This window comes from uncultured Roseibium sp. (assembly GCF_947496995.1).
GTDB lineage: Bacteria > Pseudomonadota > Alphaproteobacteria > Rhizobiales > Stappiaceae > Roseibium.
Genome location: NZ_CANMFD010000004.1, coordinates 114,586 through 127,518 on the forward strand (window position 1 = coordinate 114,586; position 12,933 = coordinate 127,518).

A 12,933-nucleotide genomic window follows, 5' to 3' on the forward strand; every position below is an offset into this window, starting at 1 on the left:
AACTCATTATTTGCGTATTTTTTACGCCCGGAATCGGGTTGAGCGATTAATAATTGACACGCGGAGACTGTACTGAGCAGACGGAAAAGTTTCCGGCTGCATAGTTTTCAGACTTGGAAGGAACGGGTCAATGGATCAGCTGGTAACGGAAAACACCGGTCTCTCGGTGGCAGGACAAACGCTTTTCAATCACGACGAAACTTTTCACGAAATCGAGAAGTACATTACGGTTCCCGAAGAACTGCAGGACACCCCGATCTTCAAAAGCGGATTGGTGCTCGAGATACGCAATTTGGAAAACCCGATCGCCCGGGAAATTGTCGAGGCCATGAAGGCGTCCTCCTCCCCTCACGCTTTCGCCTCGCTTCAGGACCTGAAGGACAACATCGCCTTTCGTCTTCATGCCATCGATGCGATGACATTCTGCAATACCGGCGAGTACGACATGGATTACTTCAATCCATCCATCGATCTGCAGCCGCGCATCGGCAGTACCGATGCGTCGCGGCTCAGCAGGTTCTGGGCTTTTCTCCATCCGCATGCGCAGGACGACGCGGAATTCAGCCAGGTTCAGGGCACGCTTGCCTCGGAGGCCATTGCTCCCATGGCCAATGCGACCTTTCCCTTCCGGGGAGAATGTGCCGGCGCGTTCCAGATGGCCGTCTATTTCGGCTTGCTGACGGGTCTGGGGCAGAAAAGATTTGACAAGATGGCGTCCGATTTCGGCACCATGTACATCGGTCCCTGGAGCCTGCTCAAAGGCGCGCCAAATCCGGCCACCCTGTTCATGAAATCCGCACCGCTGAAGGACCCGCCCATCCCCGGCGACTACATGTATTTCAAAAACAAGGATGACTATCTCAAATGGGCGCCGGACGGTTTCTGGACCGGCCTCAATGCGATGTATATGGGCAAGGACGAACTTGGGACCCGTCATTACTCCGGTATGGGAGCCTCCTGGCTCAGCGAGACCAACCTGAGGGCATCCCTGGTCAACGCCTATTATCACGACTGCTTCCCGCACACGATCTCCAACCCGGTGAAGGAAGTGCGTTTCACGGAGCGTAATTTGTTGACCATCCCGACCCAACTGCAGGCGGCATCCGTCCCCTCCTCTCCGGTGCGCAGTGTTCAGCGCGGCCCTGCCTTCGACACGACCCGCCTGCGCAAGGCAGGATTTGCCATGGATGACACCGGAATCTGGATGCACCCGGGTACGACGCTCGGGCAAATGTGCAAGGACCTGGAAATTTCACCGGACGATCTGCGTCAGGTGGCAAGCGCCGGCATGAAAAATTCACCCCATCGCTACACGCGCGACGGCCTGTCGGTCATAATCCACTATACGGATCCGGCAGCGGACCGCAGGGATACCGGTGCGTCGGTCACCGCTCATGTCAACCCCAAGCGGGGTTCGTGAATGATGAGCATCTACCCGGAACGGACCTCCCATGATCTTCATCTGAAACATGTGGTCAACAACGCGGTCGGTCCGTTCCCGGCCAATTGCGCGGGTTACATGAACCCGCCGGCGGCGGGATGGGGCTATATCGCCGCCCTGAAACTGTCCATCGGCACGGTGGCGGCGGACATGGACACGGGCCTTGACGGCATCGTGTCCTATGACCGGGCGGAGTGCGAGGACGCCTATATCGGCCAGATCAACATGCTCACCGCGTCCTCGTTCTGCGGCGTCAATGGCGCGGTCTGGGGGTACGATCTGGCCCGGCACGACGACCTGGCCAACGGCCTCATAAAACCGCTGATGATGCTGCCCCGTCACGATGGCGTGGAAATACCCGTCATGCCGATGGCACCCTTACTGGACGCGGCTTACCGGCTGTTCGGCTCGCGCAACCAGCGGCGGTTTCCGCCGTTGCCGGGCTCCATGGTGGTGTGCGCCAACAAATCCCGGACCATAAGCCCGGAGCGGGAAACAACGGTATGGTGCGCCCTTGCCATCGCCATCGCTCAGGACCGGCTCACGACCGCCAATCTGTTCATCGAAGACAGCTCGGATACAGAAACCACGGGTGAAGCGCCGCTTGTCGATATCGATCGCAACATTGCGCGATCAATTCTGCTGTGCGGAGCCGATCAGGGCGTTGCCTACCAGCAGATTTTCATCGGCCACAAGGCCCTGAAAATCAAGAAAGGGACGGTCGGCTGTGCATTGGCCTGCGTGCCTTATGTCACCCTGCCTCACAACGCCATTCCCCATAATATGCATCCTGAAGTGCTGGTCGACCTCACCCTCAGTCAATGGGAACAGGCCCTGGAGCTTGACCCCATGGCGCCCTACCCCGGAAACTACCGCGGCTGACAAAGCCACGCCGATCACCGCCGCCGATCCCTGCATGCGACAAGAACCGCCCGTGAATTGCCGCGTGACATGTGAGCCCCATCCAACCGGGTCCCATCGATAATTGTCGCATGCAGAGCAGGATTTCAGGACGTTCATTCCATCCAGTCCCGAAAACAGCAATGGAACGCTTAGGTCTCAATATTGCCGAAGGCGCAGGAAAGCGGAAGAGCGGATCGATCTTGAAGCGTCGAAGTCTCCCGCATTCAGATCAATACGGGAGACTTCGGGAGATTTCTAACGCCAAATCGCGCCTTTGAACTGACCAGTTGCGTCCTTCGGCGTGATACCGGAAAGATCGCAATGGTTGGCGTTGCCGGGGACGGCCGCCTGGATCAGCCGCGCGCTTTTGACCGGAGCGTTGATGGCGCAATAGGCGTCAAAACGTGCGGGCAGACCCGCCAGCGTGTTTGCGAGATTGCCCCCGGGCCGGCAATTGACGCTTGCCCCGGTCATGCGGCCGTTCTGGTCGACGTCTTCGCCGCTGAAGTCGCATTGTTTCCCGGTCGACGTACCTGATACACCCGTGGGTCCTCCCAGGGTGACGCCGCGAATGACCACGCCCGAGGTCACCGGTTTCGTCCCGGCCTGGGCGCTGTCGTCCTGAGCGGCGGCAGGCAGGGCGACGGCGCAAGCCATGCCGAGAGCCAGCAGGCAGGCAAGCGATACTGATCTGGAAGTCATTGGTATTCTCCTGTGTTTTAAAGTTGATCGGATGGAGTTGCGGGCAAGCTTCGTTGACGGGAGGAAAAACGGTTCGAGCGGTCCCGGTCACCTGTCAGCGAAACTTGATGATGTAGTTGACGGCGACATTCTTCGGCCGCGTCTCGGGGGCGGTCCTTGCCGGAGAATCCGGTGAACCTGTCAGTTTGCTCGAAATCGATGTTCCCGCCGCACTGCCCTGCTGCGAGATGGCTGCCGGCTGGGTGATGTCATACGAGTGCGTGTGGTCCTGCAGCGCATCGCACTGGAGAGAGCCGACGACATTCGCCACGTTGTTCCCGGTCGGGTCGAGACGATGTCCTGCGTCCGGGTCCATACCAGCTCCGGCATCGGCACCGCGCAGGAACAGGCCGCGGTAGTCCGGAAGGCGGAACTCCAGGTCCGCCCCGGAATTCTGCTTCCCGTAAAGCTCACCCAGGACAGCGTGGAGTTCCGGATAAGCGGCTGCATTCAGGTAACGGCCGTCGCAAAGCATCCAGCCCTGCGATTCCACGTGACTTAACGGCGAGTCGGCAAGCGTTCCTTGCGCCGCCCCCGTGCTCGCGCAGGGCGCGTTCGCCCAGGTCGTATTTGGAGACCCCGAGACCGGGTCGACCTGTCCTGCAAAAGGGCACACGGTGCCAACGGGCGGTCCAGAAAACATGGTTCATCCCCTTTCAATGTTACGTGTTGAAGAAGGGACCGGAGGCATTGTCACAGGCGCGAATGCGCTGCCGGGAGGTGCAGCCATCGGCAGGGCGCGCTCCGATCCCACCGGCGCCGCGCAGATAGCGCGGAGCCGGAACTGGGCGATGGACGATCAGGCCGGTGAAATGTCCCAGGTATTGTCAGCCTGGAGTACACAATTGAGATCGTAGACCGCAGGCGGGAACTTGGCTTCGGCGGTCTGGGTGATCGTATCGATATTCAGAACCGTGCCGATTTTCACGTTCGTTCCCGCGGCGATCCAGTAGCTCGGGGTCGGCGTGAAAGTATGCTTCAGATTGGTCCCGGCCTGAACACAGTAGGTGCCGGTTCCCGACATCCCGATGCCGACGGAATACCGGTTGTTCGGAACGTTTGCGGCATCATTGATGACCAGAGATCCCGACGGAGGACCCTTGACCGGCGTGCTGAGGCCCGGTCCATCTGTCAGCGAAAACTCTGTGGTGTTGGCTCCGGCCGGACTGCAGTCCACATCACCCGACGCATGGAAATCCACGCCAGGCATCAACACGCCCGTGTCGCTCCAGACGAAATTATAGTCGATTTCCCATGTGAATTTGATCCGGTTGCCGACCCGCAACTTGTAAGGCGAGCAGAACCAGGCCATCGAGAACACATCCGCCGACGGCTGGGGCAATTTCTGGTAGACGAAGAAGGTCCAGGGCTGTGCAGATTCGTTGGTCAGCGTCATGGAATATTGGGTTCCAAGGGCTTCCACCGCTTCCTGAGATGCGCGCAGTTCTTGGCTCAACGATTGCCTTGCATAACTGATTTCAAGTGTCATTTGACTTTCCTCTCGTGAAGGTTCGATCCCTCGGCCATCGGTGTGGCCTGTGGACCGCTTCAACGTAGTCGGGACCTTCAGATTTCAGTCAGTCAAAAATGCGTAAATTATTGATTTTACGCGATAATTTTTTATTCAGATTTTTTACGGCCATCATTTATTCGTAAAATCCAGACATGTGGAAGCACCCCGGAAAACCGCGCGGGCTGTCGTCAGATCGCGGTTTTCATTTCAAGAAATAATCGAAGGATAGACAAAGCGGCGCCTTTCAGGCGCCCGGGTGCACCTGCAAGGCGCGCTCCGCAGATATCTCCAATAAACTATGCGATGAAATTACTGCATACATTATTTATGAAGTATATTTTATGCATGGTATGCCAGATGAAATAATAGTCTAGACGAGCTGAATATTAACAATGAAACGCCAATATCGCCGGATTGCTATTTTTTACGTATTTTTTACTGACAGAAAATATTCGGCTCGCTTACCCTGACACCACTGGACGCCGGTGCCGAGAGCAACAAGAGCTGCGACCATCGTCGCGTAGAGCCTAATGGAAGGAAGTCTTATGGCCGTCATTCAACCGGGCATTTGCTCCTGCTTCATTCAGATCTGGGTGAATTCGAATGCACTTCTCAACAGCAAGGCCACGGGCATCTATCTGGTAGACAACACGCTTCACGACGGAGGATCGAACGAAGGCTCCGCAAATCTCCTTACCGTCGTAAACACAGGCACATATATCTGCTGGACGCTGCTCAATATCGATCCGGTTTCCGGCATGCAATTGCGGATCCGGAGTTTCGGAGACGCCGACATCTTCGGCGCCGGTGGAGCCCCGCAAATGGTCAATGCGACCACATGGACCGGACAGGCGCAGGCCGAGGGAACAGATCGTTACGCAATCAATTTCAGTGCGTTCAACTCCTGCTCTACTCCCATTTTGACCAGAGTTACCCCGAGCCTGAAAGCCGGCTGATCGGACGATATGTCCACTGCCCCCAAGGAAACCACAATGACCACTCCCGAAATCGTGGCCGAAGTCTCGCTTGTTCCATCGACGAAAATTCAACCGCAAACCAGCATCACCATTGCGGTGGACACTGCCTATGTCGCCGGGCAGCAGAGCTGTAATATCGTCCAGGGTATCTACATGATGGACAATCGTGTCGCCAACGGCACAACCGGTGAAGGGACACTCGAACTCAGCACCGTTTGCAACGTCGGTGACCTTGTCGGTTTCAACGCGGTCCCCATCAACGCACTGGGGTCTTCCGAAGACGAGGTGGAAATTACGGCAATCAATGTCTCTTACGGCAGCGTTTTCAGTGCTGCCGGCATGCCGCGCCCGCAACCGGCTCTTCCCGGAGAACCCGCCGGGGCCTACTGGATCGGCCAGGCATTCAACAAGGGGACACAGACCTATCAGATCCAGATCAAGGTGACCGTCGGCAAGCTCCAGCCGGTTTCCTATTTCGTGAGCTGGAACCCGTTCATAACCTGCAAGTGATATGTCCCGAATGACCTGCCCGTCACGGCGCAGCTCCAACTGTCGCCTCTATTCATACTGCAACAGCTTCTCATTGACGGCGTCCACCGCCCGCAGCCGCTCTCTGCCCTCGCGGCCGCTGAGCAAGGTGGCACGCACGACGATCTGGTGGCAAAGCGCCAGCACGGCGGCATGATTGAACTGCGGACCTTCCGAATGGGTGCGGCAATGGAAATGCCAGCGCGCTCCGGAATGGCGCGGCATGCTCTCGTCTGATATCAGCGCAAGCTCGCCGCCGGCTTCCGTCACCGCATCCAGAAGGCGGCTCGTGCCCGCCATCCGGCGGCGAAGCACGATCGCGATCACCAGATCGCCCTTTTCGATCCGCGCCACATGCTCGCCGAGGGTCTCGCCACCTTGCGGAAAAACCACCACCTCGGGAACGATCTTGGTGAGCTGCCAATAGAGATACTGTGCAAAGGAATGACTTATGCGCTGCCCGGCGATCCAGACCTTGCGTGTCGAAATGACGGCCCGCGACAGCGCATCGAGATCGGCCGCGCTGAGCTTGCTGAAGGTCCAGTCGAGATTGTCCTTGTCCTCGCGCATGTCCATGGCCAGCGCGGCGGCGTTCGCCTCTGGCTCGGAGTGGGCAAAGAACAACCGTGATCCGGTCTCGCGCTCGTCGCGCACGGCCTTCCTGGCCTTGTCGTAGCTTTCAAAGCCGATGCGCCGAACGAAGCGGGACACCGTGGCCTTGGATACCTCGCACAGCCGTGCCAGCTCCTGAGCATCATAGCTGCCGAGCTCCCCGGGAAAGTCGAGAAGGAATTCGGCAAGGCGGCGCTCCGCCGGACTGAGCACCGGCAGAACACGCTGCACCCTGCCCAGGAACGGCTCGTCATCACTGTGATTTTGAAACTCTGATTTCATCTTTCCAATTAACGGTTTCACTGCTGAAATTGCAAGCGCTCTCCATTCATCGCTGTGAGAAGTGGAATATTCCTGGACCGCAACCCTCGAAATTCGGCGAGAAACGCGGCATTTCCGGGCCATTTTCCGCCTAGGACTTCACCAGTCTGACCAAATTTATTGCACTTGCCCGAATTGCCTGTTTTTCCGCTTGCGGTGAATATGAAACTGTAATTTCATTTTCTGGAAATTGAATTTCGCGTTCGCCATTACGTATCCACATCCAGGAGTTCCGCCATGCCTGCCACTTCCAGACTGACGATTGCCCTCCTTGCCGCCGGCCTTTCCGTGACTGCTCCGGCGGCATATGCCGCAGATTATCCCGAGCGTCCGGTGCGTATCCTCGTATCGTTCCCGCCGGGTGGATCGAGCGATCTCGTTGCCCGTCTCCTGTCGGAAAAGCTGAGCAGCGAACTCGGCCAGCAGTTCGTGGTGGAGAACAAGCCGGGAGCCGCGGGCACGGTTGCCGCGACAGAGCTCAAGAACGCGGCCAATGACGGTTACACCCTGATGCTGTCCAACCTCACCCCGTTCAGCGTCGCACCGACCCGCTTTCCCGACACGCCTTACGACCCGGTCGAGGATTTCACCCATATCGCCTATATCGGCGCGGTTCATCTGGGCATGTTCGCGTCTCCCGAACTCGGCACACCCGACATGGCAGCCTTCACGGAAAAGGCCAGGGCCGAACCGGGCGTGCTGGACTTCGGCTCCTCCGGGGTCGGCTCCTGGGGCCATGTCTTCGCCGTCGCTTTCGCCAACGAGGCCGACGTCGAACTGTCCCACATTCCCTACAAGGGCTCCGGGCCCATGCGTCTCGACTTCCGTGCCGGTGTGATTCCGGTGATATTCGACGCCGTGCCGCAGAACCTGCCCAATGTCGAGGAAGGCAACGCCATCCCCCTCGCCGTCAGCGCCCCGGAGCGCCTCGCAACGCTGCCTGACACACCCACCTTTGTCGAACTCGGTTATGACATCGTCGCGGAAAACTGGCTGGGCATCTCGGCTCCCGCCGGCATCGACGCGAAGATAACCGGAACTTTGCAGGAAGCCCTGGCAACCGCGCTGCAATCCGACGATGTCGTCAAGCAGTTCGACACCTGGGGGATCATCCGTTCGGACATGTCGAGTGAAGCCTTCGCCGATTATGTCGCGGCTTCTGCCGAGAGCTGGGCGCCGCTCGTCAGGCAGGCGAGTGAATGATGCGTATTCGCCCGCTTTCCCCGTCAGGGAAAGATCTACCGGAAGTTGCCGTCGTTGTCGTCGGCGAGGCAAATGACGACGGTTTCAACGCCAGCGGTTTGGCGGGGGCGCAGGCGGCAGCGGACGCCGGCATGGCCAGGATCAGCATCATCGACGGCCTTGCCTATGATGCGCACGCCATTACCGAAAGCCTTCTGGCAGCAATGGCGGATTTTGACGGGCTGGTTTTCATCGGCGGTCAGGGGGACAGTGTAATGCCGCACGTCGCCCGCGCCTTTGGTCGCAAGCGGTTTGCGATCGTTCAGGGCGAGAGCCGCCTGACGAACCTTGCCTGCTACGATGTCGCCCAGGAGCAATCGGCGTTTCTCGCCGGTTGCCTCGCGGCCTGGATGACACGCTCAGGGACGGTCGGCCATCTGTCCGGCCACCGTGTACGGCCGGGCCTGAAGGCCCGCGCCGCCTTCGTGGAGGGCGTGCGCCACGCCGCCCCTGAGGTCACGGTTCTGACCTCTTTCTGCGGTTCCCAGGACGACAACCTGGTGACCCGCAAATGGGCCGATGCTCAGATCAAAGCGGGAGCCGATGTCATGTTCACGATGCTCAACGGCGCCCGCGCCGGAGCGATCAATGCCTGCCGTGCGGGGGGAGCCTGGCAGATCGGTAACGCGCTCGACTGGGTCGCGCTTCATCCGGATGTCTTTCTCGCCTCCGCCCTCGCCCGCATCGACCGGGGCGTCGAACGCGCGATTGCAGATGTCGCGACCGGCAATCTACCTAATGAGAGCATCACGCTTGGTCTGGCGGAAGGCGAATATGTCGGCCTCAGTCTTGGCGGAGACGTCCCCGACGACATCGCAGAACGTCTTCAGCCGGTCGTTCGGGCCCTCAAGGGCGGTGATCTTGCGCTCGGCGGCGATTTCAACGGTGCGGAGTTCGTTCCCGGCATGGCAGCGGAGGCAAGGGGATGATGCTGAAACGGCTCAAGCAACAGTCCGGAACGCTTCTGCTTCTGGCCATCGGACTGTTCTTCGGGCTCGGCGCACTGTCGTTCCTCGATCCCGGCACACCGCGGCGCATGGGACCGGGCGCCTTCCCGATGATCGCCGGGCTCGTTCTTGTCATCCTTGCCTGTATCGCACTCGTCAGGGATCTGCGGCAGGCACCGGATTACACGCCTGCGGACTGGCGGTCCGTCGGCGCTGTTGCCGTAGCCGTCGCCCTGTTTGCGCTTGTCACACCCGCCTTCGGCGTCCTGCCAGCCGCAGGCGCCTGCGCGCTTGCCGCAAGCTTTGCCGTCGGCCGCCTGTCGCACCTGCGGCGGGCCGCGCTCGTGGCAGGCGCCGTTGCCGGTGTCTGGCTGATTTTCATTGTCGGGCTGAAATTGCCGCTCGAAGCGTTCAAGGGGTTCTGATCCGATGCTGGACAATCTCGCGCTCGGCTTTGCCACCGCCACCACGCTTCCGAACCTTCTCTACTGCTTTCTCGGGACCTTTCTGGGAACCTTCATCGGTGTCCTGCCGGGGCTCGGCCCGCTGGCCGCGGTCGCCATGCTGCTTCCGGTGTCGTTCTACCTGCCGCCCGAAACCGCGCTGGTCATGCTGGCCGGGGTTTATTACGGCGCCGAATACGGCGGTTCCATCGCCTCGATCCTGCTCAACATTCCCGGAACGCCCTCTTCGTCGATCACCTGCCTGGACGGCTATCCCATGGCCCGGCAGGGCCGCGCCGGCGTGGCGCTTCTGATGACCGCCCTCGCCTCGTTCTTCGGCGGCGTCTTCGGCATTCTCGTGATTGCAGCGCTCGCACCCGTGCTCGCGGAGTTCGCGCTGTTGCTGCAGCCGGCCGATTATTTCGCCGTCATGCTACTCGGACTGGTGGCTGCCTCGGTAGTGAGCAACTCCGGCACCTTGCGCGGTGTGATGATGGTCTGTCTCGGTGTGCTTCTCGGCACGGTCGGCGTCGACGTCAACAGCGGCGTCACGCGCTTTACCGGCGGCGTTCAGGACCTGCGCGACGGCGTCGGCCTAGTCGTCGTCGCCATGGGTCTCTTCGGTGTCTCCGAGGCAATGACTTCGGCGCGCGGCGCAACACCGTCCTACGCAACGGAAAAGGTCTCATGGCGGCGTTTTCTGCCCCAGGCGGACGAATGGCTGCGCGCGCTCGCCCCTGCCCTGCGCGGCAGTTTTATAGGAAGTTTCTTCGGAACGCTGCCCGGCACCGGCCAGACGGTCGCCTCGTCCATTGCTTATGCCCTGGAAAAGCGCGTCTCCCGCAACCGTGCCCAGTTCGGCAAGGGGGCGATCGAGGGCGTCGTGGTGCCTGAATCGGCCAACAACGCCGCCGCCCAGACCGCCTTCATCCCCACGTTGACGCTCGGCATCCCCGGCAGCACGACCATGGCGCTGATGATCGGCGCCCTGATGATCCACGGCGTCACCCCAGGTCCGCGGCTGATCTCCGAACATCCTGCCCTTTTCTGGGGCCTGATCGTGTCCTTCCTGTTCGGCAATCTGTTTTTGCTGGTGCTCAACATTCCGCTCATAGGCATCTGGGTGCGGCTGTTGCAGATCCCGCATTATTTTCTCTATCCCGCGGTCGTCGTCCTCATCTCCATCGGCGTCTACAGCATCGATCACAGCCTGTTCGACGTCTGGACGATGCTCGCCTTCGGCTTTCTCGGCTATGTGCTGCGGCTCTATCGCTATGAACCCGCCCCGCTTCTCATCGGCTTCATCCTCGGCCCGATGATGGAGGAATATCTCAGGCGCGCCATGCTGCTGTCGCGCGGAGACCCGATGGTCTTCTTCGAACGGCCGGGCAGTGCCGTCCTGATAGGGATTTCGATTGTCCTTCTCATTCTCACCGCCCTGCCGCGACGCAAACAGAAAGCGTGACCGGAAACACATCCGGGGAGCGTTTCACCAGCCCCGGAAAGATCGCGCTTTCAGGCACACCGCCCGGAGTTTCCGATTGTTCGATGAAGCCGCTGCACCGATTGTCTGATGCAGCGGCTTCATGCCGGCCTTCCTCGTTGTCGGCGACATCGGCCCCTGTAGTGGGTCAGGGGCAATGCCGAACCGCCCAACGTGGCGAGGCAGGAGGTTCGAGGGGAAACACTCGGATCACGCCAGCCGGGTCGCCCTTGGACTTTCCTCCATGGTGTTCATCATCATGTGAACGAGGCGTTCGGTCAGCTCCGAGCGCACCGACACATGCTCCGGATCGTCCCAAAGGTTCAGCGTCTCTTGCGGGTCATTCTGCCGGTCGTACAGCTCTCCCCAGTCCTGATCCTTGTAGAGGGTCAGCCGCCAACGATCCGTGAGCAGGCACCGCACGCGCGCCGGCTCATTGAAGCCCATGCGCGCGCCGCCGTCGTGGTGCTCTATGAGCAGGGAGCTGCGCGGCCCTTCGCCGCCTCCAATGCTGTCGACAAGACTGTGCCCCTGCATGCCCCAGTAGGGCTTGATGTCAGCCTTCTCCAGCACCGTCGACGCGATATCGATCGTGGAGGCAAGATTGCCGCAGGTGCGCGGCACCGGATCTTTCGGGTCGGCCCAGATGAAAGGCACACGGGTGATGGCAGGCAGTGGAAGTGCACCCTTCAGCAGCAGATTGAAGTCTCCCAGATAGTCGCCGTGGTCGGACGTGAAGATGACGATCGTGTCCTCGGCCCGGCCGGAGTCCTCCAGTGCGGCCAGCACATCGCCGATCGCATCATCGATCATCGTCGTCATGCCGGCCGTCAGCGCCATCGCCTCGCGCAGAGCCTGTTCGTCCGCATAGAAAGCAGCCTGGGAGATTTCTTCGGGCACGTTGCGCTCCCACCTGTCCCGCAAATACCGGAGCGGCGGCGGCGGGTTGCGGTGCGCTTCATAGGGAAGTGCAACTTCAAACTGATCGGGTTCATACATGGACCAGTAGCGTCCGGGAGGATTGAACGGATGGTGCGGATCGGGAAACGACACGAAGGAAAAGAAGGGATCTTCCTCTCCTGCCTGGGCGCGCAACCAGTCCGAGGCGCGGTCCCGGATCCATGCCGTGGGATAACTCTCTTCGGGGACCGGCGTCCGATAAGCCTGCGGGCACTTGTAATTGTGCGGCAGCTCATTCGCCGGATCGTGCAGTTCCCGCCAGTTCTCGTGGCGGCGCCGGAACCACTGACCATAGTGTCCGCCACACCGGTCGCCGTGACCGGTCACCATCTCGACATGCTGATAGCCGTAATACGGTGTCCGTATCGCGTAGGGTTGATCACTGGAATAGGTGTCCGGCTCCTCCTCCTCGTAGGTTACAGGATCCGGTTTCCACGCCTCCTCGATGGGACCGGTTTCGGCGCGGAGCTGTCCTTTCGGGGGCTGACCGGTAAAGGGCTGCAGGTGGCTCTTGCCGATTGCCGCTGTGCGGTAGCCGGAGGCCGCAAGCACTTCGACGAACGTGTTGGCACGCTCGGAAAGAATACATCCGTTATATCGCAGGCCGTGAACCGAGGGATAGCGGCCGGTGAGCAGGGAAGCGCGATTTGGCATGCAGACAGGCATGGCGACGTGGAAATCGTCAAACCGGGTGCCACGTGCCGCTAGCGCATCGATATTGGGTGTACGCAGGGTCGGGTGGCCGTAACACCCCAACCAGTCGGCGCGCTGCTGGTCCGTGACGAAAACAAGAAAATTCGGCCTGCGAGCCATCGGTTGTCC

13 protein-coding genes are annotated in these 12,933 nt (G+C 60.1%); 8 read left to right on the top strand and 5 right to left on the bottom strand.

Features of this window, described 5'->3' with window-relative positions; genetic code table 11:
* The first annotated feature begins 130 nt into the window (after positions 1-130).
* Both Q1B40_RS16540 and Q1B40_RS16545 read left to right on the top strand, forming a co-directional pair.
* On the top strand, positions 131-1,420 hold the full coding sequence (locus Q1B40_RS16540; protein WP_299816772.1) for a hypothetical protein: 1,290 nt from the start codon (positions 131-133) through the stop codon (positions 1,418-1,420).
* Complete coding sequence (locus tag Q1B40_RS16545; protein WP_299816774.1) at positions 1,421-2,323, top strand: histidine decarboxylase, pyruvoyl type; 903 nt, start codon at positions 1,421-1,423, stop codon at positions 2,321-2,323. It begins immediately after the preceding gene.
* A gap of 276 nt (positions 2,324-2,599) precedes the next feature.
* Here the strand turns inward: Q1B40_RS16545 and Q1B40_RS16550 are convergent, their stop codons facing one another.
* The 3 genes from Q1B40_RS16550 to Q1B40_RS16560 form a co-directional block, all read right to left on the bottom strand.
* Positions 2,600-3,046 (bottom strand): protein rhiC, encoded by a 447-nt coding sequence (locus Q1B40_RS16550; RefSeq protein WP_299816776.1) that lies wholly within the window; start codon positions 3,044-3,046, stop codon positions 2,600-2,602.
* Between the two features lie 94 nt (positions 3,047-3,140).
* A complete protein-coding gene (locus Q1B40_RS16555; protein WP_299816778.1) occupies positions 3,141-3,728 on the bottom strand; it encodes a phage tail protein in 588 nt (195 codons plus the stop codon).
* Between the two features lie 156 nt (positions 3,729-3,884).
* Entirely contained in the window at positions 3,885-4,574 is a 690-nt protein-coding gene (locus Q1B40_RS16560) for a protein rhiA (RefSeq protein WP_299816780.1), read from the bottom strand.
* Between the two features lie 569 nt (positions 4,575-5,143).
* On the opposite strand from Q1B40_RS16560, the gene Q1B40_RS16565 reads away from it, so the two are divergent.
* Both Q1B40_RS16565 and Q1B40_RS16570 read left to right on the top strand, forming a co-directional pair.
* On the top strand, positions 5,144-5,554 hold the full coding sequence (locus Q1B40_RS16565) for a hypothetical protein (protein WP_299816782.1): 411 nt from the start codon (positions 5,144-5,146) through the stop codon (positions 5,552-5,554).
* A 36-nt stretch (positions 5,555-5,590) separates the two neighbouring features.
* A complete protein-coding gene (locus tag Q1B40_RS16570) occupies positions 5,591-6,085 on the top strand; it encodes a hypothetical protein (RefSeq protein WP_299816784.1) in 495 nt (164 codons plus the stop codon).
* A 48-nt stretch (positions 6,086-6,133) separates the two neighbouring features.
* Here the strand turns inward: Q1B40_RS16570 and Q1B40_RS16575 are convergent, their stop codons facing one another.
* Entirely contained in the window at positions 6,134-6,997 is an 864-nt protein-coding gene (locus tag Q1B40_RS16575) for a MurR/RpiR family transcriptional regulator (protein ID WP_299816786.1), read from the bottom strand.
* Between the two features lie 276 nt (positions 6,998-7,273).
* Here Q1B40_RS16575 and Q1B40_RS16580 point away from each other — a divergent pair, with 276 nt between their 5' ends.
* From Q1B40_RS16580 to Q1B40_RS16595, 4 genes are read left to right on the top strand one after another with little or no spacing between them, the layout of a single operon-like run.
* Positions 7,274-8,239 (top strand): tripartite tricarboxylate transporter substrate binding protein, encoded by a 966-nt coding sequence (locus Q1B40_RS16580; protein ID WP_299816788.1) that lies wholly within the window; start codon positions 7,274-7,276, stop codon positions 8,237-8,239.
* Positions 8,236-9,207, top strand: a complete 972-nt coding sequence (locus Q1B40_RS16585) for a BMP family ABC transporter substrate-binding protein (protein WP_299816790.1) — start codon at positions 8,236-8,238, stop codon at positions 9,205-9,207. Before Q1B40_RS16580 ends, Q1B40_RS16585 begins: the two co-directional genes overlap by 4 nt.
* Positions 9,204-9,650, top strand: coding sequence for a tripartite tricarboxylate transporter TctB family protein (locus Q1B40_RS16590; RefSeq protein WP_299816792.1), 447 nt, complete (start codon positions 9,204-9,206; stop codon positions 9,648-9,650). The genes Q1B40_RS16585 and Q1B40_RS16590 overlap by 4 nt, the downstream gene beginning before the upstream one ends.
* Before the next feature lie 4 nt (positions 9,651-9,654).
* The gene (locus Q1B40_RS16595; RefSeq protein ID WP_299816794.1) at positions 9,655-11,133 is read left to right on the top strand and encodes a tripartite tricarboxylate transporter permease; all 1,479 of its coding nucleotides are present in this window, start codon (positions 9,655-9,657) and stop codon (positions 11,131-11,133) included.
* Positions 11,134-11,361: 228 nt separating this feature from the next.
* Here Q1B40_RS16595 and Q1B40_RS16600 read toward each other — a convergent pair whose 3' ends face one another.
* Positions 11,362-12,924: a sulfatase-like hydrolase/transferase gene (locus Q1B40_RS16600; RefSeq protein ID WP_299816796.1), complete on the bottom strand. Its 1,563-nt coding sequence runs from the start codon at positions 12,922-12,924 to the stop codon at positions 11,362-11,364.
* Positions 12,925-12,933 lie beyond the last annotated feature (9 nt).

What these genes read in the sequence shown, in the direction of transcription:
- Q1B40_RS16540 (WP_299816772.1), top strand. Translation starts at nt 131, where the DNA reads ATGGATCAGCTGGTAACGGAAAACACCGGTCTCTCGGTGGCAGGACAA.
- Q1B40_RS16545 (WP_299816774.1), top strand. Translation starts at nt 1,421, where the DNA reads ATGATGAGCATCTACCCGGAACGGACCTCCCATGATCTTCATCTGAAA.
- Q1B40_RS16550 (WP_299816776.1), bottom strand. Translation starts at nt 3,046, where the DNA reads ATGACTTCCAGATCAGTATCGCTTGCCTGCCTGCTGGCTCTCGGCATG.
- Q1B40_RS16555 (WP_299816778.1), bottom strand. Translation starts at nt 3,728, where the DNA reads ATGTTTTCTGGACCGCCCGTTGGCACCGTGTGCCCTTTTGCAGGACAG.
- Q1B40_RS16560 (WP_299816780.1), bottom strand. Translation starts at nt 4,574, where the DNA reads ATGACACTTGAAATCAGTTATGCAAGGCAATCGTTGAGCCAAGAACTG.
- Q1B40_RS16565 (WP_299816782.1), top strand. Translation starts at nt 5,144, where the DNA reads ATGGCCGTCATTCAACCGGGCATTTGCTCCTGCTTCATTCAGATCTGG.
- Q1B40_RS16570 (WP_299816784.1), top strand. Translation starts at nt 5,591, where the DNA reads ATGACCACTCCCGAAATCGTGGCCGAAGTCTCGCTTGTTCCATCGACG.
- Q1B40_RS16575 (WP_299816786.1), bottom strand. Translation starts at nt 6,997, where the DNA reads ATGAAATCAGAGTTTCAAAATCACAGTGATGACGAGCCGTTCCTGGGC.
- Q1B40_RS16580 (WP_299816788.1), top strand. Translation starts at nt 7,274, where the DNA reads ATGCCTGCCACTTCCAGACTGACGATTGCCCTCCTTGCCGCCGGCCTT.
- Q1B40_RS16585 (WP_299816790.1), top strand. Translation starts at nt 8,236, where the DNA reads ATGATGCGTATTCGCCCGCTTTCCCCGTCAGGGAAAGATCTACCGGAA.
- Q1B40_RS16590 (WP_299816792.1), top strand. Translation starts at nt 9,204, where the DNA reads ATGATGCTGAAACGGCTCAAGCAACAGTCCGGAACGCTTCTGCTTCTG.
- Q1B40_RS16595 (WP_299816794.1), top strand. Translation starts at nt 9,655, where the DNA reads ATGCTGGACAATCTCGCGCTCGGCTTTGCCACCGCCACCACGCTTCCG.
- Q1B40_RS16600 (WP_299816796.1), bottom strand. Translation starts at nt 12,924, where the DNA reads ATGGCTCGCAGGCCGAATTTTCTTGTTTTCGTCACGGACCAGCAGCGC.